Origin of the sequence: Kitasatospora sp. NPDC127116, assembly GCF_042677365.1 — a bacterium.
Classification (GTDB): Bacteria; Actinomycetota; Actinomycetes; order Streptomycetales; family Streptomycetaceae; genus Kitasatospora; species Kitasatospora lactacystinica.
Window position 1 is genome coordinate 1 of sequence record NZ_JBHXTL010000138.1, and the last position, 25138, is coordinate 25138.

20 protein-coding genes are annotated in these 25138 nt (G+C 72.9%); 4 read left to right on the top strand and 16 right to left on the bottom strand.

The genetic code is table 11. The features are described 5' to 3' along the window. Positions 1-191: 191 nt before the first annotated feature. The 16 genes from ACFVHV_RS36340 to rsmH all read right to left on the bottom strand — a co-directional run bounded on the left by ACFVHV_RS36340 (position 192) and on the right by rsmH (position 18813). Positions 192-1541, bottom strand: coding sequence for a DivIVA domain-containing protein (locus tag ACFVHV_RS36340; protein WP_380357213.1), 1350 nt, complete (start codon positions 1539-1541; stop codon positions 192-194). Positions 1542-1600: 59 nt separating this feature from the next. Next, a complete protein-coding gene (locus tag ACFVHV_RS36345; protein WP_030060143.1) occupies positions 1601-1882 on the bottom strand; it encodes a YggT family protein in 282 nt (93 codons plus the stop codon). 98 nt (positions 1883-1980) lie between these two features. Beyond that, entirely contained in the window at positions 1981-2598 is a 618-nt protein-coding gene (locus tag ACFVHV_RS36350; protein WP_224276937.1) for a cell division protein SepF, read from the bottom strand. A gap of 292 nt (positions 2599-2890) precedes the next feature. After that, positions 2891-3679, bottom strand: coding sequence for a YggS family pyridoxal phosphate-dependent enzyme (locus ACFVHV_RS36355; RefSeq protein WP_380357217.1), 789 nt, complete (start codon positions 3677-3679; stop codon positions 2891-2893). Further along, positions 3679-4410, bottom strand: a complete 732-nt coding sequence (gene pgeF, locus ACFVHV_RS36360) for a peptidoglycan editing factor PgeF (RefSeq protein WP_380357219.1) — start codon at positions 4408-4410, stop codon at positions 3679-3681. The genes ACFVHV_RS36355 and pgeF overlap by 1 nt, the downstream gene beginning before the upstream one ends. After that, a complete protein-coding gene (gene ftsZ / locus ACFVHV_RS36365) occupies positions 4407-5639 on the bottom strand; it encodes a cell division protein FtsZ (RefSeq protein WP_359912807.1) in 1233 nt (410 codons plus the stop codon). Before ftsZ ends, pgeF begins: the two co-directional genes overlap by 4 nt. Before the next feature lie 364 nt (positions 5640-6003). After that, positions 6004-6780 carry an FtsQ-type POTRA domain-containing protein gene (locus ACFVHV_RS36370; RefSeq protein WP_359912810.1) on the bottom strand — a complete coding sequence of 259 codons (777 nt, stop codon included), beginning with the start codon at positions 6778-6780 and terminating at the stop codon, positions 6004-6006. Then, positions 6773-7879 (bottom strand): undecaprenyldiphospho-muramoylpentapeptide beta-N-acetylglucosaminyltransferase, encoded by a 1107-nt coding sequence (gene murG / locus ACFVHV_RS36375; RefSeq protein ID WP_359912813.1) that lies wholly within the window; start codon positions 7877-7879, stop codon positions 6773-6775. The genes ACFVHV_RS36370 and murG overlap by 8 nt, the downstream gene beginning before the upstream one ends. Before the next feature lie 6 nt (positions 7880-7885). Beyond that, positions 7886-9199 carry a putative lipid II flippase FtsW gene (gene ftsW / locus ACFVHV_RS36380; RefSeq protein ID WP_359912816.1) on the bottom strand — a complete coding sequence of 438 codons (1314 nt, stop codon included), beginning with the start codon at positions 9197-9199 and terminating at the stop codon, positions 7886-7888. A 102-nt stretch (positions 9200-9301) separates the two neighbouring features. Continuing rightward, positions 9302-10750: a UDP-N-acetylmuramoyl-L-alanine--D-glutamate ligase gene (gene murD / locus ACFVHV_RS36385; protein WP_359912819.1), complete on the bottom strand. Its 1449-nt coding sequence runs from the start codon at positions 10748-10750 to the stop codon at positions 9302-9304. Next, the gene (mraY, locus tag ACFVHV_RS36390; protein ID WP_359827635.1) at positions 10747-11808 is read right to left on the bottom strand and encodes a phospho-N-acetylmuramoyl-pentapeptide-transferase; all 1062 of its coding nucleotides are present in this window, start codon (positions 11806-11808) and stop codon (positions 10747-10749) included. The genes murD and mraY overlap by 4 nt, the downstream gene beginning before the upstream one ends. Next, complete coding sequence (gene murF / locus ACFVHV_RS36395; RefSeq protein ID WP_359912822.1) at positions 11808-13211, bottom strand: UDP-N-acetylmuramoyl-tripeptide--D-alanyl-D-alanine ligase; 1404 nt, start codon at positions 13209-13211, stop codon at positions 11808-11810. The genes mraY and murF overlap by 1 nt, the downstream gene beginning before the upstream one ends. Next, positions 13208-14860: a UDP-N-acetylmuramoyl-L-alanyl-D-glutamate--2,6-diaminopimelate ligase gene (locus ACFVHV_RS36400; RefSeq protein ID WP_380357225.1), complete on the bottom strand. Its 1653-nt coding sequence runs from the start codon at positions 14858-14860 to the stop codon at positions 13208-13210. Before ACFVHV_RS36400 ends, murF begins: the two co-directional genes overlap by 4 nt. Before the next feature lie 7 nt (positions 14861-14867). After that, positions 14868-17096, bottom strand: coding sequence for a penicillin-binding transpeptidase domain-containing protein (locus ACFVHV_RS36405; RefSeq protein ID WP_380357227.1), 2229 nt, complete (start codon positions 17094-17096; stop codon positions 14868-14870). A gap of 73 nt (positions 17097-17169) precedes the next feature. Further along, a complete protein-coding gene (locus ACFVHV_RS36410; RefSeq protein WP_359912831.1) occupies positions 17170-17706 on the bottom strand; it encodes a cell division protein FtsL in 537 nt (178 codons plus the stop codon). A 132-nt stretch (positions 17707-17838) separates the two neighbouring features. Continuing rightward, entirely contained in the window at positions 17839-18813 is a 975-nt protein-coding gene (rsmH, locus tag ACFVHV_RS36415) for a 16S rRNA (cytosine(1402)-N(4))-methyltransferase RsmH (RefSeq protein WP_359912834.1), read from the bottom strand. 538 nt (positions 18814-19351) lie between these two features. On the opposite strand from rsmH, the gene ACFVHV_RS36420 reads away from it, so the two are divergent. The 4 genes from ACFVHV_RS36420 (at position 19352) to ACFVHV_RS36435 (ending at position 24983) form a co-directional block, all read left to right on the top strand. Next, complete coding sequence (locus tag ACFVHV_RS36420; protein ID WP_224283459.1) at positions 19352-19894, top strand: carbonic anhydrase; 543 nt, start codon at positions 19352-19354, stop codon at positions 19892-19894. Between the two features lie 289 nt (positions 19895-20183). Next, the gene (locus ACFVHV_RS36425; RefSeq protein WP_380357231.1) at positions 20184-21233 is read left to right on the top strand and encodes an AAA family ATPase; all 1050 of its coding nucleotides are present in this window, start codon (positions 20184-20186) and stop codon (positions 21231-21233) included. Between the two features lies 1 nt (position 21234). Beyond that, positions 21235-22557, top strand: a complete 1323-nt coding sequence (locus tag ACFVHV_RS36430) for a DUF58 domain-containing protein (protein WP_359912838.1) — start codon at positions 21235-21237, stop codon at positions 22555-22557. After that, the gene (locus ACFVHV_RS36435; RefSeq protein ID WP_380357234.1) at positions 22554-24983 is read left to right on the top strand and encodes a DUF3488 and DUF4129 domain-containing transglutaminase family protein; all 2430 of its coding nucleotides are present in this window, start codon (positions 22554-22556) and stop codon (positions 24981-24983) included. Before ACFVHV_RS36430 ends, ACFVHV_RS36435 begins: the two co-directional genes overlap by 4 nt. Positions 24984-25138 lie beyond the last annotated feature (155 nt).

Here is a 25138-nt window from a genome sequence, read left to right on the forward strand (position 1 = left end):
CCACCCACAGGGTCGGCAGTCTGAAAATCACCCAGCCCCCGGAGCACCCACCCCCTGCGCCGCCCCCGGCCCCCCACCCTCCCGAAAGCCCCCACCCACCCGAGAACCACCCACCCCACCACAAACAAGGGCGCCCCCTCCCCGACCCGGAGGTCGAAAAGGGGGCGCCCTCAAAAGGCTCTGCTACAACCTCAGTTGTCGCCGTCCTCGTCGATCAGGAAGCCCCGCATCGGCGCCGGAGCCTGCTGCATCGGCTGCGGCGGCTGCGGTCGGACGGCCGCCATCGGCTGGGTCATCCCGGCCGGCTGCATCTGCGGCGCACCGCTGTTGCCACCGGTCGACTGCCCGCCGAAGCTCGGCGCCGAGGTGTTGCCGCCGAAGGCGCTGTTCCCGCCGAAGGACGGCGAGTTGCCTCCGAAGGACGGCTGGTTGCCGCCGAAGCTCGGCGCACCGCTGCTCATCGCACCGGCACCGGCCGGGGCCATCGACGAGGCCGCCGGCGGCAGCGACGCGGTGGCGGGGATCCGCGGCGGAGCGAGCGAGTCGTCGGCCTGCGACTCCAGCTGGCGCAGCTGGGTCTCCAGGTACGACTTCAGTCGCGTGCGGTACTCACGCTCGAACGCCCGCAGGTCTTCGACCTTGCGCTCCAGCGTGGCCCGCGCCGACTCCAGCGATCCCATCGCGACGCGGTGCTTCTCCTGCGCGTCCCGCTCCAGCGCGTCGGCCTTCGCACGGGCGTCGCGCTCCAGGCCCTCGGCCCGGCTGCGCGCCTCGCCGACGATCTTGTTGGCCTCGGAACGGGCCTCGGAGATCGCCTGGTCGGCGGTCTGCTGAGCGAGCGCCAGCACGCGGGCGGCACTGTCGCCGCCGGGGCCCTGCTGCTGCATCGGGCCGCCCATGGGGCCGCCCATCTGCTGCGGGCCGCCCATGGGGCCGCCCATCGGCTGCATCTGCTGCTGGCCCATGCCCTGGCCCATCGGGTTGCCCATCTGCTGCGGGCCACCGGGACCGCCCATGGGCTGCAGCATCTGACCGCCCATCGGCTGGACCAGCTGCTGCTGGCCGCCCATGGTCTGGTTCATCTGCTGCTGCTGAGGGCCGCCGGCGGGAAGCTGCGGCGCGGATCCGGCGGGCAGGCCGAGGGGCTGGTTGCCCATCTGCTGCTGCTGCTGAGGGCCGGGGCCCATCTGCTGGGGACCACCCGGGCCCATCTGCTGCGGGCCGCCGGGGCCCATCTGCTGCGGACCACCCGGACCCTGCTGGCCGGGGACCGGCGGGCCGGATATGGCGGCCGGCACCGGAGCGCCGCCCTGTCGGGGCGCGTCCTGCTGCGGCTCCTTGCGCAGGTTGGCCTGGTTCTGCGCGGCGGCACGAGTCGCGGCGGCCAGCTTGGCGCGCAGGTCCTCGTTCTCCCGGAGGAGGCGGGTCAGCTCCGCCTCGACCTCGTCGAGGAAGGCATCGACCTCGTCCTCGTCATAGCCTTCACGCAGGCGGACGGTCGTGAACTGCTTGTTCCGAACGTCCTCGGGGGTCAATGGCATCTCTTCACCTCAACGTGATCGTCGGCACACCGGCATCCTGTCGCATCGCTCACCTACGACTAGGGGTGCACAAGCGAGATCAGGACATACACAATGATCATCAGTACGAAGAAGGACAGGTCGAGCGCCACGCCCCCGAAACGCAACGGCGGAATGAGCCGCCGAAGAAGCTTGAGCGGCGGATCCGTGACAGTGTACGTGGCCTCCAGGACCAGGACCATGGCCTTGCCGGGCCGCCACGAACGCGCGAACTGGAAGACCCAGTCCATGACCAGCCGTACGAGCAGGAACACCAGGAAGACGGTCAGGGCGTAGTAGAGCACCGCCCACACGATGTCCATCGCGTATCCCTCTCCCCGGTCCCGATCCCTCGGGCCTGCCGCTCGTCACCTGTCGCCAACCACTGTTGATCAGATCCACACGTAAAGTCGTGGCCGGGTCAGCTCTGGTTGAAGAACCCACCCTCGGCGATCCGAGCCTTGTCCTCCGCCGTGACATCGACGTTAGCAGGCGACAGCAGGAACACCTTCTGTGTCACGCGCTCGATACTGCCGTGCAGACCGAAGACGAGTCCAGCCGCGAAGTCTACGAGGCGCTTCGCGTCGGTGTCGTCCATCTCGGTCAGATTCATGATCACGGGGGTCCCGCCACGGAACTGTTCCCCGATGGTACGGGCCTCGTTGTAGGTCCGGGGGTGCAGCGTGGTGATGCGGTAGGGCTCTCGTTCGTTCACGACCTTGGGCATGATCACCGGTGCGCTCTTCTCCAGGTTGTGGCGACGTTCGGGTGTGATGGACGACACGGGGGCCATCCTCGGAGTCTCCTGGCGGATCGGCACCGCCGCGGGCACCGGCTGCGGGGTGATCGAGGAGACCGGGGCGGGCGCGGCGGCCGCGGGAGCCGGGGCCGGCCGGGGGATGTCCTCGGTCCGCTGGCCCGTCCGGATCGGTTCGGGGTCCGCGTCGTAGTCGTCGTCGGGGTCGTACCCCTGGCCGTCGTACGTCTCGTCCTCCACGAGGCCGAGGTAGACCGCCATCTTGCGCATTGCGCCGGCCATGCTCCTGTCTCCTCCGCTCATAGCCACCTCGCTCGCGCTCGGTGGCGGCTTCGCGATGCGCGCACCTTCTGATGGTCGCTTCGCTCGTTCCGTACGGACCGGCTCCGGCCCGGGCCGTACGGCCCCGCCTGCGGATTCCGCGGTCCCTCCACGACGGCGTGTCAGCCCGACGGCCGGTCAGATGCGTGGAGTGGGGGCCGCGGAGCTGCGATCCACGGTTCGCTAGCGCTCCGAAGAGCTGCTAGATTCTGTCCTATTTTGTCCTGCTGTCTGATCTACTTACCCGGTGACGTTACCTGAGGGGTGACCTCACTCCGAGTACCGCCGTTCCGACGCGCACATGTGTCGCTCCGGCGGCAATCGCCTGCTCAAGGTCACCGCTCATCCCTGCGGAGACCATGGTGGCAGCCGGATGGGCCGCCCGTACGGCGGTTGCGATTTCCGCCAGCCGATCGAAGGCCCGGGCCGGGTCTCCGGCCAGCGGGCCGGCCAGCGGAGCGACCGTCATCACACCGTCCAGCCGCAGCCCGGGCGTGTCGGCGATCGCGTCGGCCAGTTGCGCGACGTCCTCCGGCGCGACCCCCGCCCGGTGCTCACCCTCCCCGTGCGCCTTGTCCAGCGCCACCTGCACCAGGCAGCCCAGCTCCGGGCGCTCCGCCTTGAGCACCGCCGCGGAGAGCGACTCGACCAGCCGGAGCCGGTCCACCGAGTGCACGTGGTTCGCGTAGCGGACGACCGAACGGACCTTGTTGGTCTGCAGCTGGCCGACGAAGTGCCAGTCAAGAGGAAGGTTTCTGCACTGCTCCGCCTTGGGAGCGGCGTCCTGGTCCCGGTTCTCCGCGACGTCCGTCACCCCGAGACCGGCCAGCAGCGCGGTGTCCTCGGCGGGGTAGGTCTTGGTGACGACGACCAGGGTGACCTCCTCCCGGGCGCGCCCGGCGGCCGCGCACGCGTCCGCGATCCGGCGCTCGACCACGTCGAGGTTGGTGCCGAGTTCCTCGTACCGGACCCGCTGGCCCTCCGTCAGCGCCGCGGTGAACTCGGGGCTTCCCGGGAACGGTCCGTAGATGTCGTTCGTCATCAGTGATCAGAGCCCAACCAGACGTAGCTCGCGAGCCGGCCGGTGCGCTGCTCGCGGCGATAGGAGTAGTGATCGGCGGATTCAAGGGTGCAGACCGGTGATCTCACCAGTTCCTTGACCCCCACCGCGGCCAGCTGGGCCGCGACTCCCTCCGGCACGTCCAGCGCCGGAGTCCCCCAGGAGGTCTCGGCGAAGGCCTCCGGCACCACCGCGGCGACCTCGGCGCGCAACTGCGCCGGCACCTCGTAGCAGCGGCCGCAGACCGCGGGCCCGGTGGCGGCGGTGATCCGCGAGGGCTCCGCGCCCAGTTCGACCATCGCCCGGACGGCCGCGGGCACCACCCCGGCCGCAAGCCCGGGCCGGCCCGCGTGGGCCGCGCCCACCACGCCCGCCACCGGATCGGCCAGCAGCACCGGAGTGCAGTCGGCCGTCAGCACCGCCAGCGCGAGCGGCCGGCCGGAGACCACCGCGTCCACCGTCGGGGCCTGACCGGGCGGCTGGCGCCCGGTCACCACGGCGACCTCGGCGCCGTGCACCTGGTTCATCCACACCACGTCGGCCGGGTCGAGACCCAGCTCCCGGGCGGCCAGCGCCCGGTTCTCCCGCACGGCCTCCGGGTCGTCCCCCACCGCGCCGCCGAGGTTGAGCTCCCCGTACGGCGAAGTGCTCACCCCGCCCCACCGGGAGGTGAAGGCGAAGTGAGCACCCGCGCGGATCGAGTGATCGATCACTTAAGGAAGTCCGGGACGTCGAGCTCCTCTGCCGGGCTCTCCACGAACGGCTGCCGGGCCGGCTGCACCTGCGGCGGCACCGGGGCGGCGGTGGTGGTGGCCGAGGTCTCGGCGGTCCGGCTCGACGACGCGGTCGAGGACTCGCCCTCCGAGCGGGACGTCACCGAGCCGATGCTCCCGTAGGACGGGCGGCCGGCCGGACGCTCCGGGGCGGCCGGCGGGGTGGCCGGGCGCTCCGGGGCGGTGGACTTGACCACCGGGTCGCGGACGATCGCCGGCGGCTGCCCGCCGTCGAAGCCGGCCGCGATGACGGTGACCCGGACCTCGTCGCCGAGCGCGTCGTCGATGACCGCACCGAAGATGATGTTCGCCTCGGGGTGGGCGGCCTCGCTGACCAGCTGGGCCGACTCGTTGATCTCGAACAGGCCGAGGTCGGAGCCGCCCGAGATGGACAGCAGCACACCGCGGGCGCCGTCGATCGAGGCCTCCAGCAGCGGCGAGGAGATCGCCATCACGGCGGCGGCCTTGGCGCGGTCCTCACCGCGGGCCGAGCCGATGCCCATGAGCGCCGAACCGGCCTCCGACATCACGGACTTGACGTCGGCGAAGTCGAGGTTGATCAGACCCGGGGTGGTGATCAGGTCGGTGATGCCCTGGACACCGGAGAGCAGGACCTGGTCGGCCGAGCGGAAAGCGTCGAGCACGCTGACCTGGCGGTCCGAAATGGACAGCAGTCGGTCGTTGGGGATCACGATGAGGGTGTCGACCTCTTCGCGCAGGGAGGCGATTCCGTCCTCGGCCTGGTTGGCCCGGCGCCGTCCCTCGAAGGTGAACGGACGGGTGACCACGCCGATGGTCAGGGCGCCCAGGGAGCGCGCGATGTTGGCGACGACGGGCGCGCCGCCCGTGCCCGTGCCACCGCCCTCACCGGCGGTCACGAAGACCATGTCGGCCCCCTTGAGGACCTCCTCGATCTCCTCGCGGTGGTCCTCGGCGGCCTTCCGGCCGACCTCGGGGTTGGCGCCGGCGCCGAGGCCCCGGGTGAGTTCACGGCCCACATCGAGCTTGACGTCGGCGTCGCTCATCAGGAGGGCCTGCGCATCGGTGTTGATCGCGATGAACTCGACGCCCTTGAGACCGACCTCGATCATCCGGTTGATGGCGTTGACACCACCGCCGCCGATTCCGACGACCTTGATGACTGCGAGGTAGTTCTGCGGTGCTGCCACGTCGAAGGCCTCTCGCCTCGAATTTCCGGGTCGGCCCGACCCGGGGCGGGGCCGTACCGACGGATGTCGATGGGTAGGGAGCCTGGTTTCTGACTGAATGTCCGAAATGCCGACCGCCGACCCCAACCCTAAACTTGACCTTTAGGGTTAGTTCTGTGCCTCCGTCACATCACCAGGAAACACAGTCTGGTGACACAGGACACTAGGTGGCTCCGGGCACGCGTTTCAACGAACACGCCGAGCTTCCCTTTTTCTTTTGAGCCTATGTGATCATCGGCCGGCATAGGAAACCGGGGGTGACCACCAAGAGTCGGGCCGACACTTCAAGGCGTCAACCCCTCCCTCAGGCAGAGAACCTACCGGATCATCCCGACACCGCCGGCGCCTCCGGCGCCGTCACGTCGAAGTTCGTGCCCTTCTGGTTCATCAGTGCGACCAGCACCCTGGCCTTCCGGTCGATCTGCTCCGGACTCCCCCAGCGCACCGTCGCACCCCCGCTGAGCTGCAACTCGATGTCGTCGTAGGAGTGCACCAGCACCGAGCCGGCCCGCTTGGCGACCTCCGGCGGCAGCCCGGCGGCCACCGCCACCGCGCCCTGCACCAATTGCGGACGGGAGATCACCCCGTCCACGTCGTTCGCCTGCTGACTGAGTCGCAGCTCGACCACCGGAACGCCCTCCGGCGGAGCCGGTTCGGTGGCGAAGCTCACGCCCCCGGCATCCACCTGGGTGAACTGGCCGTCATCCCCCTTGACGGCGGCCACCGCCTTGCGCTGGACGACCTTCACCCGCAGGGTGTGCGGCCAGCCCCGCCACACCTCGGCCTCGGCCACCCGGGGGATCCCCTCCACCCGGTGCCGGACGTCGTCCAGGTCCACGCGCGCCAGCGGGCCGTCACCGAGCCCGCCGACCGCCGCGCGGACCTGGTCCGCCGTCAACTTGTCGTCGCTCATGCCCTGGACCGCGACGCTGCGCACGTCCAGGACCGAGGAGAGGAACACCAGCCAGGCCAGCACGCCGAGCACCGTGGCGCCGAGCACGCCCAGCACCACGATGCCCCGCCGGGAGAGCCGGAGGCGGGGAGCGGACTCCTCCACCTCCAACTCCTCCTCCAACGGGTCGGCGAGCCGGCCGTCAGCCACGGCGGCGGCCGCCGCGGTGGGCCTGGATCGCCTCGTAGACCATGCCGACCAGCAGGTCGTCGGCGTCCCGGCGGCCGAACTCGGCGGCCGACCGGCTCATGTCCCACAGCCGCTGCGGGTCGGTGAGCACCGGCAGCACGTTCTGGAGCACCCAGTCCGGGGTCAGCTCGGCGTCGTCCACCAGCAGGCCGCCGCCGGCCTTGACCATCGGCTGGGCGTTCAGCCGCTGCTCGCCGTTGCCGATCGGCAGCGGGACGAAGGCGGCGGGCAGGCCGACGGCCGCCAGCTCGGCCACCGTCATGGCGCCGGCCCGGCAGAGCATCATGTCGGCGGCCGCGTAGGCCAGGTCCATCCGGTCCAGGTACGGCACCGGGCGGTACGGCGGCATCCCGGGGACGTCCGCCACCTGCGGCAGCTCGTTCTTCGGGCCGACCGCGTGCAGGATCTGCACGCCGTACTGCTGGAGCCGCGGGGCGATCGCGGTGATCGTCTCGTTGAGCCGGCGCGCGCCCTGGGAGCCGCCGGAGACCAGCAGGGTGGGCAGCCGCTGGTCGAGGCCGAAGTAGTGGCGGGCCTCGGGGCGGGCCGCGGCGCGGTCCAGGGTGGCGATGGTCCGGCGCAGCGGGATGCCGATGTACCGGGAGTCGCGCAGCTTGCTGTCCGGCGTGGAGACCGCCACGAAGTCGCTGTAGCGGGCGCCGATCTTGTTGGCCAGGCCCGGGCGGGCGTTCGCCTCGTGCACCACGATCGGCACGCCGGCCCGCTTGGCGGCCAGGTAGGCGGGCATCGCGACGTAGCCGCCGAAGCCGACCACGGCGTCCGCGTTGACCCGCTCGATGATCTCCTGGGCGGCCCGGACCGTGCCGCGCAGCCGGCCGGGGACGGTGATCAGCTCCGGGGTGGGCTTGCGGGGCAGCGGCACGGCCGGGATGAGCTCCAGCTGGTAGCCGCGCTCGGGGACCAGCCGGGTCTCCAGTCCGCGCTCGGTGCCCAGGGCGGTGATCCCGACGGACGGGTCGTGCCTGCGGAGGGCATCCGCGAGGGCCATGGCCGGCTCGATGTGACCGGCGGTCCCCCCGCCGGCGAGTACGACATGCACCGAAATTCACCGCTCCCTGCGTGCCGGCCCCGGGGCCGGGCGCGCTGTGGTTCGTCGTCGTGGCAGCACCCGGGCCAGTTGTCTCCTGATCCGGGAGTTCTTGCTCCGGGCGGCCAGGGCCGCCTTCGCGCCCGAGGTACTGCGCGCCAGGCACAGCAGCACTCCGATCGCGGACATGGCCGACAGCATGGCGGAACCGCCGTAGGAGAACAGCGGGAGCGGGACGCCCGCGATGGGCAGCAGTCCCAGCGCCGACCCCAGGTTGATCATGGCCTGCGCCATGATCCAGGTGGTGGCGGCTCCCGCGGCGTACCTGACGAAGGGGTCCTTCGTACCGATGGCCACACGGATACCCGCGTAGCCTAGTGCCGAGAAGAGACCGAGGACCGACAGCGTCCCCACCAGACCGAGTTCCTCGCCGGTCGCGGCGAAGATGAAGTCGGTGTGCGCCTCGGGCAGCTGGCCCCATTTCTCCACGCCGGCGCCGAGGCCGGTGCCGAAGCCGCCGCCGTTGGCGAACGCGAAGACGCCGTGCAGGGCCTGGAAGCAGGCGCCCTCCGGGTCGAGCTTGGTGACGCCGATGCAGCTCAGCCGCTCCGCCCGGTGCGGCACGGTGACCACCAGGGCGGTGCAGACCACCACCGCCACCCCGAGGGTGGCCACGAACAGCCGCAGCGGCGCGCCGACCATCCAGAGCAGCGCGAACACCATGGCCACCAGGATCATCGAGGTGCCCATGTCGCCGCCGAACATGATCAGCGCGAGCAGCAGCAGGGCCCCCGGCACCAGCGGCACCAGCAGGTGCTTCCACGAGTTGAGGGTGCCGGCCTTCTGCTTGCGGGCGAGCAGGTCGGCGCCCCAGAGCACCAGCGCGAGCTTGGCGAACTCCGAGGGCTGGAACTGGAAGAAGCCGAAGTCCAGCCAGTTCTGGTTGCCGTTGATCCGCACCCCGATGCCGGGGATGGCCACCAGCGTGAGGGCGCCGATCACAGCGATCATCACCGGGTAGGTGATCACCCGCAGCACGGCCACCGGGACGGAGGCGAAGCCGATCAGCAGGACCAGGCCGAGGATGGCCGCGATCAACTGCTTGAGGAAGTAGTACTGCGCCGTGTGGTGCTGGTTCAGGGCGAGGATCTGCGAGGCCGAGAAGACCATCATCAGACCGAGCACGACCAGCAGCAGGGTGCTGCCGACGACCAGCAGGTACGGGGTGAGCGGCCGGTCCAGCCAGTACCGGACCCGGGCCCGGAAGGCCTGGACGCGGGCCAGTGGACCGGCCGACTTGTACTTGGTCGTGGTGGCGGAGATCACTCTCATCGGCTCGGCGGCGTCCCGCTTCTCAACGCCGGAATCCGCTCTGCCCTGCCCCGCCACCGCTCCCCGCTCACTGTTCTCCGTCCGACGCCCGCGCCGGACCGCCTACTCGCCCGCCAGCTCCCGGACGGCCGCCGCGAAGAGGTCGCCGCGCTCGCCGTAGTTGGTGAACATGTCCATCGAGGCGCAGGCCGGTGCCAGCAGCACCGTGTCACCCGATCGGGCGAGCGACGCGGCCGTTCGAACGACCTCGGCCATCGCCACCGCGCCAGTCTGGCCCTCGGCCGCCTCGATCACCGGCACATCCGGAGCGTGTCGCTCCAGCGCCTCCCGGATCAGCGCCCGGTCCTCGCCGATCAGCACCACCCCGCGCAGCCGCTCGGCCGCGCCCTGCACCAGGTCGTCGAAGGTCGCGCCCTTGGCCAGGCCCCCGGCGATCCAGACGATCGGCCGGTAGGCGGCCAGCGAGGCGGCCGCCGCGTGGGTGTTGGTGGCCTTGGAGTCGTCGATGTACGCGACCTCGCGGACCACGCCGACCTCGGCGATCCGGTGGGCGTCCGGGCGGAAGGCCCGCAGGCCCTCCCGGACGGCCTTCGGGTCGACGCCGTACGACCGGGCCAGCGCCGCCGCGGCGAGCGCGTTGGCGATGTTGTGCGGGGCCGGCGGGTTGACGTCCTCGACGGCGCCCAGCTCGGCCGCGTTCTTGGCCCGGTCCTCGACGAAGGCCCGGTCCACCAGCAGTCCGTCCACCACGCCGAAGTTCGACGGGCCGGGCGCGCCGAGGCCGAAGCCGATCGCCCGGCAGCCCTCCTCGACGTCGGCCTCGCGGACCAGCGCCTCGGTGGCCGGGTCGGCCAGGTTGTACACGCAGGCGACGACGTTGCCCTCGTAGATCCGGCCCTTGTCGGCGGCGTACGCCTCCATCGAGCCGTGCCAGTCGAGGTGGTCGGGTGCCAGGTTGAGCACCGCCGCCGAGTACGGGCGCAGCGAGGGCGCCCAGTGCAGCTGGTAGCTGGAGAGCTCGACGGCGAGCACGTCGTACGGCTCCTCGGCGAGCACCGCGTCCAGCACCGAGACCCCGACGTTGCCGACCGCGGCGGTGCGCCGGCCGGCGGCGGTGAGGATCGAGGCGAGCATCTGGACGGTGGTGGTCTTGCCGTTGGTGCCGGTGACGGCCAGCCAGGGAGCGGGCTCGCCGGTACCGGGCAGCGGCCTGCGCAGCCGCCAGGCCAGCTCGACGTCGCCCCAGACCGGCACCCCGGCCGCCTCGGCGGCGGCGAACAGCGGGCTGTCCGGCGCCCAGCCGGGCGAGGTGACGATCAGTTCGGTGCCCTCGGGCAGGCTCGCCCCGTCGCCGAGCCGCACGGTGACGCCCAGCGCCTCCAGCTCGGCGGCCCGGGCGACCAGGCCGGGCCCGCTGCCGCCGTCCACCACGGTGACCCGGGCGCCGAGGCCGTGCAGGACGCGCGCGGCGCTGATGCCGGAGACGCCGAGCCCCGCGACGGCGACCGGCAGGCCGCCGAAGTCCGGGTTGGTCAGGTCGGGGTCGGTCATCCGGTCACCCATCCCGCGTAGAACAGTCCGAGGCCGACGGCGACGCACAGGCCCTGGATGATCCAGAACCGGACCACGATCAGGACCTCGGTCCAGCCCTTGAGTTCGAAGTGGTGCTGCAGTGGCGCCATCTTGAAGACGCGCTTGCCGGTCATCCGGAAGGAGCCGACCTGGATGATCACCGAGAGGGTGATGATCACGTAGAGGCCGCCGAGCAGGGCGAGCAGCAGCTCGGTGCGGGAGCAGATCGCCAGACCGGCCAGGGCGCCGCCGAGGGCGAGCGAGCCGGTGTCACCCATGAAGATCTTGGCGGGCGAGGTGTTCCACCACAGGAAGCCGAAGCAGGAGCCCATCAGGGCGGAGGCCACGACGGCGAGGTCCAGGGGATCGCGGATGTCGTAGCAGTTGGCGGTCGCGGTGATGGCGTAGGCGCAGCTCTGGGTGTGCTCCCAGATGCCGATGAAGGTGTAGGCGCCGAAGACCATCACCGAGGCACCGGTGGCGAGGCCGTCCAGACCGTCCGTCAGGTTCACGCCGTTCGACATCGCGGCGATCATGAAGTACGCGAAGATGACGAACAGGACGGGGCCGATCGCCCACTTGAAGTCCCGGACGAAGGACAGGCTCTGGGACGCCGGGTTGAGCCCGCGGTCGTCCGGGAACTGCATCGCCAGGACGGCGAACCCGAGACCGACGATCGACTGGCCGGCCAGCTTCGCCTTGGCCCGCAGGCCCAGCGAGCGGCGCTTGACCACCTTGATGTAGTCGTCCAGGAAGCCGACCAGGCCGAGACCCGCGGTCAGGAAGAGCACCAGCAGCCCGGAGGCCGTCGGGCTCTCGCCCGTTATCGCCTTCGTGGCGAAGTACGCGATCAGGGTCGCCAGGATGAAGGCGATGCCGCCCATGGTGGGCGTGCCCTTCTTGCTGTGGTGCGCCTTGGGGCCGTCGTCACGGATGTACTGGCCGTAGCCGTGCTTCGCGAGCACCTTGATCAGGGCCGGGGTGCCGAGCAGCGACAGGATGAGACCGATCATCCCGGAGAAAAGGATCTGCTTCATTATTCGGCCACACCGTCCGCCAGGAGGGCCTCGGCCACCTTCTCCAGCCCCACCGAACGGGAAGCCTTCACCAGGACCACATCCCCCGGCCGCAGCTGACTGCGCAGCAGCTCGACCGCCGCGTCCGCGTCGGACACCAGCACCGACTCCTCACCCCACGAACCTTCGTTCCTCGCGCCGAGTTCCATGCAGGCCGCCTCGCGTCCGCCGACCGCCACCAGCTTGGTGACGTCGAGCCGGACCGCGAGCCGCCCGATGGCGTCGTGCTCGGCCAGGCTCTCCTCGCCGAGCTCCCGCATCTCGCCGAGCACCGCCCAGGTGCGGCGGCGCTCCGGGCCCCGGCCCCCGATCGAGACGAGCGCCCGCAGCGCGGCCCGCATCGAGTCGGGGTTCGCGTTGTAGGCGTCGTTCACGACGGTGACACCGTCGGCCCGGTCGACGACCTCCATGCGCCAGCGGGACAGCGCACCCGCTTCGCCCAGGGCTGCCGCGGTGTCGTCGACGGACATCCCGAGCTCCACCGCCACCGCGGCGGCGGCGAGGGCGTTCGAGACGTGGTGCTCACCGTACAGGCGCAGCTGCACGGTCGCGGAACCGGCCGGGGTGGTGAGCGTGAAGGATGGCCGCCCGGTGGCGTCCAGGCGAACGTCGGTGGCCCGTACGTGGGCGTCCGGTGATTCCCCGAACAGGACCACCTTCGCCTTGGTGCGGGAGGCCATCGCGCGCACCAGCCGGTCGTCCGCGTTCAGGATCGCGGCACCGTCGGCGGGCAGCGACTCCACCAGTTCGCCCTTGGCCTCGGCGATCGCCTCCTGGGAGCCGAACTCGCCGACGTGGGCGGTGCCGACGTTGAGGACCAGGCCGATCCGGGGCGGGGTGATCGAGGTGAGGTACTCGATGTCGCCCTTGTGCCGGGCGCCCATCTCCATCACCAGGTGCCGGGTGCCGGCCTCGACCCGCAGCGCGGTCATCGGGTGGCCGATCTCGTTGTTGAGCGAGCCGGGCGGGTAGACCGTCTCGCCGTGGCGCTGGAGCAGCTGGGCGATCAGGTCCTTGGTGCTGGTCTTGCCGGCCGAGCCGGTCAGCGCGACCACGGCGGTGCCCTCGGCACGGGCGACCACGGCGCGCGCCAGCCTGCCGAGCGCCTCCACCACACTGTCGACCAGGACGGCGGGCACGCCGACCGGGCGGGAGGCCAGCACCGCGACGGCGCCGTCCCCGACCGCCTTGGCCGCGTAGTCGTGGCCGTCCACGTGCTCGCCGACGAAGGCCGCGAACAGGCCGCCGGGGACCACCTTCCGCGAGTCGACCTCGACCGGGCCGGTGACCAGGGCGTCCGGGTCGGCGCCGTCCAGCGTGCCTCCGACGGCGGCGGCCACCTCGGCGAGGGTCAGTGCGATCACTGCTGCTCTACTCCTCGGTCGCCCCGCGCGGCCGCGGTCCGCGCGATGGACTCGCGCAGCACCTCCCGGTCGTCGAAGGGGCGGATCTCGTCTCGTACGTACTGGCCGAGCTCGTGGCCCTTGCCGGCCACCAGCACGGTGTCCCCCGCCCGGGCGCGGGCGACGGCGAGTGCGATCGCCTCGGCCCGGTCGGGGACGACCAGGACGGCTCCGCGCTCGGCCTCGGGCACCGCGGCGGCGCCGGTCAGCATGGTGGCGAGGATCGCCAACGGGTCCTCGCTGCGCGGGTTGTCGCTGGTCAGCAGGGCGGTGTCGGCCAGGCGGGCGGCGATGGCGCCCATCGGGCCGCGCTTGTGCGGATCGCGGTCGCCGCCGCAGCCGACCACGACGTGCAGCCGGCCCTCGGTGACCTGGCGCAGCGAGGCGAGGACGGCCTGGAGGGCGTCCGGCTTGTGGGCGTAGTCGACGACGGCGACGAACGGCTGTCCGGCGTCCACCCGCTCCAGCCGGCCGGGCACGCCGGGGACGGCGGCGACGCCGGCCACGGCCCGCTCCAGCGGCAGCCCGGCGGCCACCAGCACGGTGATCGCGGCGAGCGCGTTGGCGACGTTGAACGGGCCGGGCAGCGGGACGGAGGCGTCGGCCTCGGCGTCGTCCGGGCCCAGCACCCTGAAGGTGGAGCCGACCGGCCCGAGTCGGACGTCCACGGCCCGCCAGTCGGCCCCGGCGGCGCCGGTGGCGGAGAAGGTGGTCACCGGGATCTCGGCCTCGGCGGCGAGCCGGCGGCCGTACTCGTCGTCCAGGTTGACCACGCCCCGGCGGGACTTGCCGGGCTGGAAGAGCCGGGCCTTCGCCTGGAAGTAGTCCTCCATGTCCGGGTGGAAGTCGAGGTGCTCGGGGGTCAGGTTGTTGAACAGCGCGACGTCGTACGCGACGCCGTCGGTGCGGCCGAAGACCAGGGCGTGGCTGGAGACCTCCATGGTCACCGCGTCGGCGCCGCGCTCGGCCATCACGCCGAGGATCGCGTGCAGGTCGGTGGCCTCGGGGGTGGTGCGCTCGCTCTTGATCCGCTCCTCGCCGACCCGCATCTCGACGGTGCCGATCACGCCCGGGCTGCGCCCGGCGCCGCGCAGGCCGCCCTCGACCAGGTAGGAGGTGGTGGTCTTGCCGTTGGTGCCGGTCAGCCCGAGCATCAGCAGCCGCCGGGAGGGGCGGCCGTAGACGATCGCGGCCAGCTCGCCCATGACGGCCCGCGGCCGGTCGACGACCAGCAGCGGCAGGCCGGTGGCGGCCGCCTGCTCGACGCCGGCCGGGTCGGTGAGCACCGCCACCGCGCCGGACTCCGCGGCCTTGGCCGCGAAGGCCGCGCCGTGGTGGTTGGCGCCCGGGAAGGCCACGTACACGTCGCCCGGGCGGACCGCGCGGGAGTCGTGGGTGACACCGCTGACGGCGCCGCCCTCGACGGGCGGCAGGCCCAGTTCGGCGGCCAGCTCGGCGAGCGGCAGGGCGGTGGTCCCGGTCGGGCGGGGCGGACTCACGGTGGTTTGATCGGGTTTCGGCACGGCGGGAAGGCTATCCGCCGAAGGGTGTCCAGGGCCAAACCGGCCCTTCGCCGCGCCGTGCTCCGGCCCGGCCGGTTCGTTGCTCATCGCTCGTTCACGGCTTCCAGTCGACGGTGAGGTTGGGCGCCTGGCTGCCGCTCGGCGGGACCTGCATGGTCTTCAGGGTGAACTCCATCACCTGCTTGAACACCGGGCCGCACAGCTGGCCGCCGAAGTGGCCGTTGACCGGGCCCTGGAGGGTGCAGGAGACGGTGTACCGGGGGGCGTCGGCGGGGGCGAAGCCGATGAAGGAGGCGGTGTAGCCGTCGTAGCCGACGCCGTTGGCGGCGCCCCGGTTGGCGGTGCCGGTCTTGCCCGCGACCCGGTAGCCGGAGATGGCGGCCTTGCCGCCGGTGCCCTGCTCGTCGTCGACGACCGACTCCAGCATCGAGGTGAGGGTCTTGGCCGTCTCCGGGCTGACCACCCGGGTCTGCTCCCCCGGCGCGCTCGGCGTGTACTTGCCGTTCGGGTCGGTGACGCCCTGGACGATGCTGGGCGCGACCCGCACCCCGCCGTTGGCGATGGTGGAGTAGACCGAGGTGGCCTGCAGCGCGTTCATCTGCAGCGGGCCCTGGCCGAAGGAGATGTTGTACTTCTCCGAGGCGACCAGGTCCTCCGGTTTCTTGAGCATCCCGGGGGTCTCCCCGGGGAAGCCCAGGCCGGTCGGCCGGGCCACGCCGAACTTGCGCATGTAGCCGTCCAGCACCTGGTTGGCCTTCAGCTGGTCGCCGTCGCCGAGGGTCTCGACCGCCTCGATGGTGCCGATGTTGGACGACTTGGCGAGCACCCCGGCCAGGGTCAGGTACCAGGGGTCGTGGTCGATGTCGTCCTTGAACTGCTGCCCGGCCCGGACCAGCCGGTTGGGCACGGTGACCTTGGTGTCCCAGGTCGCCTTGCCGGAGTCCAGCACGGCGGCCAGGCTCATCAGCTTGGCGGTGCTGCCCGGCTCGTACGCGTCGGCCAGGGCGGGGTTGCCCAGCTGCGCCTGCTTGGACAGGCTCAGGTCGTTCGGGTTGAAGCCGGGCGCGGTGGCCATCGCGAGGACCTGACCGGTCTTCACGTCCTGGACCACCACGTAGCCCTTCTCCGCGCCGGAGTTGGCCACCTGGTCGGTGATCGCCCGCTGGGCGGCCCACTGGATGTCCCGGTTGATGGTCAGCTTCACGTCGTCGCCCGGCACGGCCGGCTCCATCGAGCCCCCCGCGGTGGGCACCAGCCGCCCGCCCGACTGGGCGTAGCTGCTGTGGCCGTCCTTGCCGGCCAGCAGCTTCTGGTACTGGAGCTCCAGGCCGCCGGCGCCCTCGCCCTCGGCGTTGACGAAGCCGACCAGGTTGGCCGCCAGCCCGTCCGCGGGGTAGATCCGCTTCTGGGTCTCCCGGTTGAACACCCCGGCCAGCGGGTTGGCGCACTCGTTGTCCACCCGGGTGCGTCCGCCCTGGTCGGCGGGCTTGCCGAGCAGCCTCTTCTGGGCCTGGCAGGCCCGCGAGCCGGCCTGCTTCTCCAGGCCCGACTTGAGGTCGCTGATCTGCTTCTTGGCGGCCGGGGTCTGCTGGGCCGCGAGCCGCTTGTAACGGCTCTTGGGGGTGTGCAGGTCGGCGGCGATCTTCTCCTTGGGCACGCCGAGGATCGGCGACAGCAGCGCGGCCGCCTGCTCCGGCGCGTCCGGGATGCCGGTCGCCTCCGGGGTGAACATCGCCGGGTCGGCGGTGATGTCGTACGCGTCGACGGTGGCCGCCAGCGAGACCCCGTCGGAGGACGTTATCGAGCCGCGTTCGGCGGTGATCGGGATGTTCAGGTAGCGGTTGGTGTTGGCGTCGGCGGCCAGCGCGTCGGCGTCCACCAGCTGGAGCTGCACCAGGCGGCCCGCGAAGACGGAGAACACCAGCGACAGCACCACGCTGATCACCCGCAGCCGGCGCTTCGGCTCGGCCAGTTTGAGCGCCTTGGGGCGCAGCGACGGACGGCTCCGCGGGCGCACCGCCGCCTGGCTGCGGGCCGGCGGGCGTCCCTCGGGGCCGCGCTGCTGCGGCGCCCGCGGGGTACGGCCGACGGAGGCCGACCTGGCGGGCTGGGCCTTGGCCGACTGGCTGCGGGCGGGCTGCCCCTTCGCCGGCTGGCTCCTGGCCGGTTGGCCCTTCACGGGCTGGCCCTTCGTGGGCTGACCCTTGACCGGCTGGCCGCGGCCGGAGCCGGACTGCGCGCGCGGCGCGCCGCCGCGGGGCACCGGACGGCGGCCGTTGCCGCCGCCGCCGGACCCACTGGTGGGCTGACGTGGAGTGCTCATGCGACCACCTCGCTGCGCTCGGCGGACGCTTCGCACCATTCGTACCTGTTGACGGTTCGCCCGTTCCGCCCGCTCACCGGCCGGCACCCCCGCTCGGCTTCGCGCCCGCGGCGGGCGGGACCGGGTTGAGCTGGATCACCGAGTCACCGGCGGACGCCGCCGGGGTCGGCGCCGGCGGCGGGGCGGCGGGCGACGGGGCACCGCCCGGCTGCGGCGCGGCCGGCGACGGTCCGGCGCCGGGCTGGGCGGCACTCGGCTGGGCCCTGGTCGGCCACGGCTCGGCCGTGGACCGCTTGACCGGCGGGCTGTCCTGCGCCGGGCCCGGGGTGCCGATCACCTTGCCGCCGTTCGGGACGTCCAGGAAGGCCATGCCGCCGGCCGGGACCATGCCGAGCTCGGCCGCGCGCCGCGACAGGGCGTCCGGCGCCGAGCTCTTGTCGATCTCGTGCTGGAGGCCCTGCTGCTCGTCGGTCGCCGTCGTGGTCTGCTTCTGCAGCCGGGACAGCTCGAAGGAGCCCTCGTTGAGCGCGGTGTTCAGCGTGAGCAGGCCGAGCAGCCCGGCCGCCAGCAGCACCACGATGAGCACCGCGAACGGCGTGCGCCGCCGCACCGGGCGCCTGCCCGGCCGGACCGTGATCCGTGCCCTGCCCTGCCTCGGGAGTCCTCCCCGCCCCGCCCGGACCTCACCGGCCACCGGCCCCACCGCTCTCCTCCGCCCTTCGGACCCGCCGGGACCGGTTCGTCAGCCCCGCTTGCTACGGTCCCTGATCCTCTCCGCCACCCGCAGCCGCACGGGCGCGGCACGCCGGTTCTCCTCGATCTCCTCCTCGGTGGCCAGCTCGGCACCGCGAGTGATCAGTTTGAGCCAGGGCTGGTGCTCCTCCGGGATGAACGGCAGGCCCGGCGGAGCGGTGCTGGTCGCACCGGCGGCGAAGCACTGCTTGACCAGGCGGTCCTCCAGCGACTGGTAGGACATCACCGCGATCCGGCCGCCCACCGCGAGGACGTCCAGCGCGCCCGGGATCGCCCGGTCCAGGACCTCCAGCTCGCCGTTGACCTCGATCCGCAGCGCCTGGAACGTCCGCTTGGCCGGGTTCCCGCCGGTCCGACGGGTCGCCGCCGGGATGGCGTTGCGCACCAACTCGACCAGACGCGCGCTGTTGGTGAACGGTTCCTTCTCCCGCTCCCGCAGGATCACCGAGGCGATCTTCCCGGCGAACCGCTCCTCGCCGTACACCTTGAGGATCCGGGCCAGGTCGCCGTGGCTGTAGGTGTTCAGCACCTCCGCCGCGCTGATCCCCCGGGTCTGGTCCATCCGCATGTCCAGCGGCGCGTCCTGCGCGTACGCGAAGCCGCGCTCGGCCTCGTCCAGCTGCATCGAGGAGACGCCGAGGTCGAACAGGACGCCGTCCACCTCGTCGATGCCCAGGCGCTCCAGCACCTCGGGGATCTCGTCGTAGACGGCGTGCACCAGGGTGGCCCGGTCGCCGAACGGGGCCAGCCGCTCGCCGGACAGCTTCAGCGCCACCGGATCGCGGTCCACCGCGACCAGCCGCACCTGCGGGAACTGGGTCAGCAGCGCCTCGCTGTGCCCGCCGAGGCCGAGGGTGGCGTCGACCACGACGGCACCGGGGCGCGAGATCGCCGGGGCCAGGGCGTCCATGCACCGCTGGAGCATCACCGGAACGTGCTTGGGGCCCGGTTCGTTGGTGGTCATGCGCGGTGGCGCCCTTCCTCAGGTGCGGAGCAGCCCGACGTCCGGGAGCTGCGACCATTCTCGCCCACCGTGCCCCGGCACGACGAAGCGGCCCGTGGTCCCCGCCCGCTCAAGGGGAAGGTCGTGACCGCCCGGCGCCGGGGAAGGTGCGCCAGGTGGGCACGGAGCGGGAGGAGGCCACGGACCGCGTCGACCGGGCCGCACCGGCCGGGAAGGCCCGGTTGACGGGCCCCGGCGGGTGTGCTCCACTGCGCCGCAAACTCTATCGCGCGGGCCTTGCCAGTCAATGGTCCGCTCCGGCGCACCACCCGGGCGGCGGTACGGATCACCGCAGGTCGCGGGCGTGCGGGTGGACCGGTGGCGGCACGGATCGGGGGCCTTCGACGGCCGGCGCGCGCCCCCTTCCCGCCCCGCGTGCGGGTCACCCCGTACCGGCCCGGACGGACCCTCCGGTTGTGGCGATGCACCCGATCGCGGCGCCCGGTTCTGTAGCTCCCCGCTCCACCGCGCGGTCCCGATCCGCACTAACGTCGCCACCATGACAGTGACACCCGACCGGCCCTCGCCGAACGCCGCTGCCGCTCCTGCCAGACCCACCGTCATCGACCGCTTCGTCACGGCCAACCGCACCTACGCCGTGACCTTCCAGGACGGCGGGATGGACGCCCGCCCGGTGCAGAAGATCGCCGTGGTCGCCTGCATGGACGCCCGCCTCGACCTGTTCGCGGCGCTCGGCCTCGAACTCGGCGACGCGCACGTCATCCGCAACGCCGGAGGCGTCGTCACCGACGACACCATCCGCTCCCTGACCATCAGCCAGCGCGCCCTCGGCACCCGCTCGATCGCGCTGATCCACCACACCGGCTGCGGCCTGCTCGGGCTCACCGAGGACTTCCGCCGCGAGCTGGAACTGGAGGTCGGCCAGCGCCCGCAGTGGGCGGTGGAGGCCTTCGTCGACCTGGACGGCGACGTCCGCCAGTCCATGCAGCGCGTCCGCACCTCTCCCTTCCTGCTGCACACCGACGACGTCCGCGGCTTCGTCTTCGACGTCCACACCGGCCTGCTGCGCGAGATCGACTGAGTTCTCCGTCCGCTCGTCCCCGGGCCCGCCGCAGCCGCCCGGAGACGAGCGGACCGGCCACCCGCGGTCCAGGCATTCGGGAACCTCCGAATGGTGACTTCTGGCCATCCCGCGGGGGAGAATGCGCCTGCCGGTCGGACCCCGAACCACCTGGGGCGGCCAGGCCGCAGGCCGCCTTTCCCGGCGCCGGATCCTCGTTCGGAACCGCCCCCGGGACGGCCGCGTCAAGCATGGGGTGGGGCCCGGCCTCGGGACGGGGCGGGCACAGGGTGCCAGGGAGCGTAAACGGGTGACGAGCTACAACGATCAGGCCGGACTCGGCAGTCCTGCGGGGGGCGAGCAGCAGAGGGCGAACGGGTACCAGCCGGTCGGGCTCCCCGAGCTCGCCGCGGTCGTCGACCGCGTCCGTGCCAACGTCGAGAGCGTGATCGAGGGCAAGCCGGAGGCCGTCCGGATCGCCCTGACCGTCCTGCTCGCCGAGGGCCACCTGCTGCTGGAGGACGTGCCCGGCGTCGGCAAGACCATGCTGGCCAAGGCGCTCGCCCGTTCGCTCGACTGCACCGTGCGCCGCATCCAGTTCACGCCCGACCTGCTGCCCTCGGACGTCACCGGCACCAACATCTACGACCAGCAGCGGCACGACTTCGAGTTCCGCCCGGGCGCGATCTTCGCCCAGGTCGTGGTCGGCGACGAGATCAACCGCGCCTCGCCCAAGACCCAGTCCGCGCTGCTGGAGTCCATGGAGGAGCGCCAGGTCACCATCGACGGCACCAGCTACGAGCTGCCCTCGCCGTTCATGGTCGTGGCCACCCAGAACCCGGTCGAGATGGAGGGCACGTACCCGCTGCCGGAGGCCCAGCGCGACCGCTTCATGGCCCGGATCTCGATCGGCTACCCCAGCCCCGAGGCCGAGCTCGCGATGCTGGACGTGCACGCCGGCGCCAGCCCGCTGGAGGACCTCCAGCCGGTCGCGCACGCCTCCGACATCCTCAAGCTGATCGACCTGGTCCGCGGCGTGCACATCGCCGACCCGGTCCGCCGCTACGCCGTCGACCTGGTCGGCGCCACCCGCACCAGCCCGGAGCTGCGCCTGGGCGCCTCCCCGCGCGCCACCCTGCACCTGGTCCGGGCCGCCCGCGCCGCCGCCGCGCTGGACGGGCGCGACTACGTCACCCCGGACGACATCCAGCGCCTCGCCGTCCCGGTCCTGGCGCACCGTCTGATGCCGACCGCCGAGACCCAGCTCAGCCGCCGCACGTCCGAGCAGATCGTGACCGACCTGGTCGCCCGGCTGCCGCTGCCGCGCCCGCAGGGCGGCCCGGCCGTCCGGAGGGGCTGAGGTGACCCAGTCCGACTCCGCTTCGGGACTGCGGGCCGGGTTCCGCGGTCTCACCACCCGGGGGCGGTCCTTCCTCGCCGCCGGGGTCACCGCGGTGGTCTGTTCCTACCTGCTCGACCAGGACGCCCTGCTGCGCGTCGGCGTCCTGCTCGCCGCCCTGCCGCTGGTCGCCGTGGTGGTGGTCGCCAACACCCGCTACCGGGTGGCCAGCGGACGCCGGCTCAGCCCGCGCCGGGCCGTCGCCGGCCAGGAGGCCCGGGTCCACCTGCGGGTCGACAACGTCTCCCGGGTGCCCACCGGCGTGCTGCTGCTGGAGGACAAGGTCCCGTACGTGCTCGGGCCGCGCCCGCGCTTCGTGCTGGACCGGGTCGAGCCGCGCGGCCACCGCGAGGTCTCCTACCGGGTCCGCTCCGACCTGCGCGGCCGCTACCCGCTCGGGCCGCTCCAGCTGCGGCTGTCCGACCCGTTCGGGATGTGCGAGGTGACCCGCGCCTTCACCGCCTCCGACGTCCTCACCGTCGTCCCCCAGGTCCAGGCGCTGCCGTCAGTACGGCTCAGCGGCGAGTGGATCGGCCAGGGCGAGAGCCACAGCCGCACCCTGGCGCTGGCCGGCGACGACGACGTGATCCTGCGCGAGTACCGGCCCGGCGACGACCTGCGCCGGGTGCACTGGCGCTCCACCGCCCGGTACGGCGAGCTGATGGTGCGCCGCGAGGAGCAGCCCCGGCAGGCCCGGGCCACCGTCGTGCTGGACACCCGGGAGATCGCCCACCGGGGCAGCGGCCCCGCCTCCTCCTTCGAGTGGGCGGTCGGCTGCGCCGCCTCGGTCTGCGCGCACCTGCTGGAGCGCGGCTACCAGACCCGGCTGCTCACCGACACCGGGCTGTCCGTGCCCGCGCCCGGCGCGGGCGGCGGCCACGGCAGCGCCGCCACCTCCGGGCTGATCCTCGACGCCCTCGCCGTCGCCGACCTGTCCGACGGCGGCACCCTCTCCCGCGCCGAGGACCCGCTGCGTGCCGGCGGCGAGGGCCTGCTGGTCGCCGTCCTCGGCGACCTGGACGACGCCCAGGCCGCCCGGCTGGGCCGGCTGCGCAGCCGCGCCGGCGGGGCGATCGCCCTCCTGCTGGACACCGGCACCTGGGCCGGCCTGCGGATGCTCGCCCCGGACACCGGCGGCGACGACTTCCGGGCCCGGGTCCGGCAGCTGCGCGAGTCCGGGTGGACGGTGATCCCGGTGCGGGCCGGGGACTCCGTACCGGACCTGTGGCGGGCCGCCGACGGCAGCAGGACGACCGCCCCCTACCGAGAAGAGGCCGGCGCGTGACCACCCGGGCCAAACTGACCGCGTACTCGGCGCTGGCCACCGCCCTCGCCTCGCTGTGCATGATGCCGCTGCTCACCACCCGCAGCTGGTTCACCCACGCCGTCCTGGTGATCGCCGTGATCTCCGCGGTCGGCGCGGGCCTGCGCCGCTCCCCGCTGTACCGCTGGACGGTGCCGGTCGGGCAGCTGCTGGTGCTGCTCCTCCTGCTGCTGCTCGGCTTCGCGGGCGCCGGCGGGGTACTGCCCGGGCCGGCCACGATGCGGGTCCTGGACCAGGTCCTCACCTCCGGCCTGGACGACATACAGCAGTACGCCATCCCGGCTCCGCCCACCGCCGGACTGCGGCTGATCCTGGTCTCGGCGATCGGCCTGATCGCCGTCGCGGTGGACACCGTCGCGGTGACCTACCGGCGCTCGGCGCTGGCCGGGCTGCCGCTGCTGGCCCTGTACTCGGTCGGCAACGGCCTGGCCGGGGAGCACGGCAGCTGGGTCTGGTTCGCCGTCGCCGCGGCCGGCTACCTGCTGCTGCTGTTCGCCGAGGGCCAGGACCGGGTCTCCCGCTGGGGCCGGGTCTTCTACGGCGGCGCGCGCGGCTCGGTGGAGTCCGGCCGGGTCAGCCCGGGCGGCCGGCAGGTCGGCGTGCTGGCCCTGGCGGTGGCGCTGCTGCTGCCGGTGGTCCTGCCGCACTGGAGCTCCGGACTGCTGAACTCCGGCTCCGGCGGGTCGAAGGGCAAGGGCGTCGGCGGGAGCCTGTCGACCAGCCTCGACCCGCTGGTCAGCCTGGAGGCCGCGGTCACCAGGCCGACCGACGCGGAACTGCTCACCTACACCCTGGACGGCTCGCTGGCCGATCAGACCTATCTGCGGACCGGCTCGCTCGACCAGTTCGACGGCACCAACTGGAAGCTCGGCAGCACCACGGTCACCGACCTCCCGGCGACGCTGCCCACCCCCGAGGGCCTGCGCGACGCCCAGCTCCCCCGGATCGAGGGCGACTTCAAGATCGGCGACCGGCTGGAGGGCAGCTGGCTGCCGATGCCCTACCCGGCCGCCTCCGTCCAGGTCCCCAAGCCCGGCGACTGGAAGCTCGACCCGCTGACCCGCACCGTCCTGCCGGCCAACGACAAGGCGATCCGCAATCTGAGCTACCACGTCAGCGCGCTGGACCTGCGGCCCGGCGCCAACGACCTGCGCCTCGCGGCCACCGCGCCGCAGGACATCAGGGAGCACTACACCGCCGTCCCGGCCGACCTGCCGCCGGTCGTCGCCGAGAAGGCCAGGGCCGTCACCGCCGGCGCCCGGAACGACTACGACCGGGCGACGGCGCTGGTCAACTGGTTCACCGGACCGGACTTCACGTACGACACCGCGGTCAACGGCGGCACCGGCAGCGACGCCATCGCCGTCTTCCTGCGCGACCGCCGCGGCTTCTGCGTGCACTTCGCCTCCACCATGGCGGCGATGGCCCGGGTGCTGAAGATCCCGGCCCGGGTGGCCGTCGGCTTCACCCCCGGCGACAGCAAGGGCGGCGGCGTCTACTCGGTGACCGGCCGGATGTACCACGCCTGGCCCGAGCTGTACTTCTCCGGCTACGGCTGGCTGCGCTTCGAGCCGACCCCGAGCCGCGGCGTCCCGGCCCGCTACACCGAGGCGTCCAGCGCCCCGACCAGCGCGCCGACCCAGCAGGCGACCACCGCCCCGCAGAGCGCCTCGGCCGCCCCGGCGCCGACCTCCAGCTCGGACTGCACCCCGAAGCAGCGCCAGCTGGGCGAGTGCGATACCAAGGGCAAGGCCGTCGCCACGGCCGCCGAGGAGTCCTGGCTGCTCTCCCCACAGGTGCTCGGCACCCTGGCCGCGGTGCTCGTGCTGATCGCACTGCTGCTCGCCCCGATGCTCTGGCGCGCCGCCGTGCGCCGCCGCCGACTGGGCGGCGGGGGCCGGCGCGGGCCCGGCGGGAGCGGGCCGGCGGAGCTGACCGACGCCCAGGTGCTGGCCGCCTGGGACGAGCTGATCGACTCCGCCTGGGACCTCGGAATTCCCCCGGACGAGTCACGCACCCCGCGTTCGGCGGCCCGCCGGATCACCGAGAAGGCGCAGCTGGACGCGGACTCCTCGGCCGCCACCGGCCGGCTGGCGCTGGCCACCGAGCGGGTGCTCTACGCCCCGCCCGGGCGGCCCACCACGGAGCCGCTGGCCTCCGACGTCCGCACCGTCCGGCGCGGGCTGCGGGCGAGCGCCGGCCGGGCCGGGCGGACCAGGGCGCTGCTGCTGCCGCCGTCCTCGGCCCAGCTGTGGTGGCGGATCTCCGACGCGGTGCGGGCGGCCCGGGCGGCGGTCGGCAGCCGGGTCGGCCGGGCGGTCGAGGCGGTCCGCGCGCCGGTGCGGCGGGTCTTCACCCGGCGCAAGCGGTCCACGCCGGGATCGTGACGCCGGGGTCCTGATCCGGACACGAAGCCGGGGCGGGGCCGGCCTGCACAGCCCCCCCCCCCGGTGGAGGGGTACGTTCCCAAGCGCCCCGCCCAAGGGCCGCGCGCGCACAAACCCCCCCGGGGGGCGGGGCCCAACGGCGCCCCCCCCCAAGC

Bases quoted from the DNA above. Each gene is read 5' to 3' on its own strand.
- ACFVHV_RS36340 (WP_380357213.1), bottom strand. From the start codon at position 1,541: ATGCCATTGACCCCCGAGGACGTTCGGAACAAGCAGTTCACGACCGTC.
- ACFVHV_RS36345 (WP_030060143.1), bottom strand. From the start codon at position 1,882: ATGGACATCGTGTGGGCGGTGCTCTACTACGCCCTGACCGTCTTCCTG.
- ACFVHV_RS36350 (WP_224276937.1), bottom strand. From the start codon at position 2,598: ATGGCCGGCGCAATGCGCAAGATGGCGGTCTACCTCGGCCTCGTGGAG.
- ACFVHV_RS36355 (WP_380357217.1), bottom strand. From the start codon at position 3,679: ATGACGAACGACATCTACGGACCGTTCCCGGGAAGCCCCGAGTTCACC.
- ftsW (WP_359912816.1), bottom strand. From the start codon at position 9,199: ATGAGAGTGATCTCCGCCACCACGACCAAGTACAAGTCGGCCGGTCCA.
- murD (WP_359912819.1), bottom strand. From the start codon at position 10,750: ATGACCGACCCCGACCTGACCAACCCGGACTTCGGCGGCCTGCCGGTC.
- mraY (WP_359827635.1), bottom strand. From the start codon at position 11,808: ATGAAGCAGATCCTTTTCTCCGGGATGATCGGTCTCATCCTGTCGCTG.
- ACFVHV_RS36400 (WP_380357225.1), bottom strand. From the start codon at position 14,860: ATGAGCAACGAACCGGCCGGGCCGGAGCACGGCGCGGCGAAGGGCCGG.
- ACFVHV_RS36405 (WP_380357227.1), bottom strand. From the start codon at position 17,096: ATGAGCACTCCACGTCAGCCCACCAGTGGGTCCGGCGGCGGCGGCAAC.
- rsmH (WP_359912834.1), bottom strand. From the start codon at position 18,813: ATGACCACCAACGAACCGGGCCCCAAGCACGTTCCGGTGATGCTCCAG.
- ACFVHV_RS36420 (WP_224283459.1), top strand. From the start codon at position 19,352: ATGACAGTGACACCCGACCGGCCCTCGCCGAACGCCGCTGCCGCTCCT.